2 protein-coding genes and 2 pseudogenes are annotated in these 2476 nt (G+C 70.5%); 3 read left to right on the top strand and 1 reads right to left on the bottom strand.

Annotated elements, in window-relative coordinates; translation table 11 throughout:
- A pseudogene (locus GX015_RS02490) lies at window positions 1-333 on the top strand (hypothetical protein); the annotation flags it as partial.
- 10 nt (window positions 334-343) lie between these two features.
- Window positions 344-994, top strand: a complete 651-nt coding sequence (locus GX015_RS02485) for an FABP family protein (RefSeq protein WP_291342535.1) — start codon at window positions 344-346, stop codon at window positions 992-994.
- 11 nt (window positions 995-1005) lie between these two features.
- Here the strand turns inward: GX015_RS02485 and GX015_RS02480 are convergent, their stop codons facing one another.
- Window positions 1006-1935 carry an aminodeoxychorismate lyase gene (locus GX015_RS02480; RefSeq protein WP_291342534.1) on the bottom strand — a complete coding sequence of 310 codons (930 nt, stop codon included), beginning with the start codon at window positions 1933-1935 and terminating at the stop codon, window positions 1006-1008.
- Between the two features lie 43 nt (window positions 1936-1978).
- On the opposite strand from GX015_RS02480, the pseudogene GX015_RS02475 reads away from it, so the two are divergent.
- A pseudogene (locus GX015_RS02475) lies at window positions 1979-2476 on the top strand (folate-binding protein); the annotation flags it as partial.

The following is a 2476-nucleotide window of genomic DNA, read 5'->3' as shown; positions in this document are numbered from 1 at the left end:
GTCAAGCTGCGGATCCTCGACGGAGACGCGAAGTTCATTCCCGTGGAGGTCCTCTCCGGGCCGGCGGACGCGGAGTCCGAGGACGTCCTCCGGGGCGACGAGCTTTCCGACGACGCCACCGCGGAGATTCTCCCGGCCTTCGAACTGGTCCTGACGGGCGCCGAACTGCCGCTGCGCCAGCGCCCGACCCGCATCTACGTCTCGGGCGGGTCGATCTTCATCGAGGGCGACGAACTGTACCGCCTGGTGTCCCCGGAGGATTTCCTGCCGGTGGCCACGCCCGAACCGGAACTGGGCGGGGAGACGGCCCGGGGCGACGACGCTTCCCAGTAGTGTCGGTGGCATGAACGACACCAACGACACCACGGGCGACGTTCCCCGCCGCCTCGACGGCAACGAGGCCATCGACCGGGCCGCGCAGCAGTCCGAGTCCACCGGCGGGCGCAACATCACGGACCTGCCCGGACTCCCCGTCGCCGACGACACGGCGAACCTGCGCCACGGCCCCAACCTGCACGACGGACTGCTGGCGCTGCTGCCGCTGGTCGGCGTGTGGCGCGGCGAGGGCCAGGCGGACACCGTCGTCGACGGCCAGTACCGCTTCGGCCAGCAGATCATCTTCAGCCACGACGGCGAGAACTACCTCAGCTACGAGTCGCGGTTCTGGAAGATCGACGAGGACGACAACGTCATCGGCCCCGACCTGCGCGAGACCGGCTTCTGGCGCATCAACGACGACGACGAGATCGAGTTCCTGTGCACGCACTCGACCGGCGTGGTGGAGATCTACTACGGCAAGCCCGTCACCGAGCGCGCGTGGGAGGTGCAGGCGGCGTCGACCATGGTCACCGCCACCGGGCCGGCGTCCCTCGGCCCGGGCAAGCGCCTGTACGGCCTGATGCCGAACAACGACCTCGGGTGGGTCGACGAGCGCCTGCGCGGCGACGACTTCTTCCCGCGCATGTCCGCCCAGCTGAAGCGCTGGGCCGGATAGCGCGTCCCCGCCTATCGCGCGAGCGCCTGCTCGCAGAGCTCCCCGAACTCGGCCTCCGCTGCGACGCCGGGTGACGGGAGCTCTTCGCCGTCCAGCGAGGTCACGCGCACGGCGATGCGCACGGAGGACACCAGCCACACGGCGTCGGCGGTGCGGAGATCCTCGGGGGTCAGCTGCGCGGGGACGCACTCCCAGCCCTTTTCCGCGGCAAGGTCGAACAGCGCGGCCTGGGTGGTGCCGGGCAGCACGCCTTCGCCGGGGTTCGGGGTGAGCAGCTGACGGCCGCGCACCAGGATGATCGTCGACGTCGGCCCCTCCAGGAGGTTGCCCTCCGACGAGGTGAAGATGACGTCGTCGAAGCCGTTCTCCTTCGCGTACCGCAGCGCGGCCATGTTGGCGGCGTAGGACAGCGTCTTGGCTCCGATGAGCGCCCACGGCGCGCGGTTGCCCAGGTCGAGCTCGAAGCCACGCTCGGCGAGCATCGCCCGCACGCCGCGTTCGCGGGCGTCGGCGGCGCCGGCGGCCGGGGTGATCATGATGTAGCCGGTGGGCAGGCCGGTGGATTCGCGGCCCCGGGAGTACACCCAGCGCATGGAGGCATCGCGGTGGGTGACCGATCCGTCGGCCGACGCGCCGTCGGAAGCGGCGCGGTCGAGCGCCCGGGAGTTCCATTCGTCGACCGCCAACCCCGATGCCGCGCGCCAGCGGTCCAGGTCCGGGGCGGGCAGCTGGAGCATCTCGGCCGAGGACAGGAATCGGTTTTCGTGGCGCGCCACGTTGCAGGCGTGGCCATCCCTGACCAGCAGCGTTTCGAAGACCCCGTCGCCGCGCACCGCGCCGAGGTCGTCCGGGTAGAGGAAGGGTTCGGAGGCGTCCGCGATACGGGGCGCGTCTTCCGAGAGGACGTCGACGAGGATGATGTCGTGCTGGGGGGCTGTCATGCCCCATAGCTTATTCCCCGGCGGTCGCGTTACCATGGCGAGCGTGGCCTTCGATGAGTTGAGTCCGATCGTCCAACACGTTTCAGGGGCGGTCGCCGTCCCGGAGAGGGATCCCGGTGGCCGCGCGGGCGTCGCGTGGCATTATGGCTCCCCCCTGGTCGAACAGCGCGCCATGGTGGATTCCGCCGCGCTGGTCGACCGTTCCCACCGGCGGGTGCTGCGGATTTCCGGCCCCGACCGCCTCGAGTGGCTGAACACCCTGTTCTCGCAGAAGCTCGACGACGCCGTGCCGGGCTTCGCCTCGGAGGCTCTCGACCTGGATCCGCAGGGGCGCATCCTGCACCACATGGGCGTCTCGGTCCTCGGCGATTCGGTGCTTCTCGACGTCTCCCCGCTCGGCGCGGAGTCCCTGCACCGGTTCCTGACCATGATGATCTTCCGCTCCGACGTCACCGTCGAGCACGCCGATCTGGCGATGCTCTCGGTCGTCGGCCCGGGCTCCGGCGAGGTCCTCGCCGCGGCCGGCCTGCCCGACCCGGGC

The organism is Corynebacterium sp., assembly GCF_012837295.1.
In the GTDB taxonomy this organism is placed as follows: domain Bacteria; phylum Actinomycetota; class Actinomycetes; order Mycobacteriales; family Mycobacteriaceae; genus Corynebacterium.
Note: the sequence above shows the minus strand (reverse complement) of the source record. Positions and strands in the feature narration are given on the sequence as shown.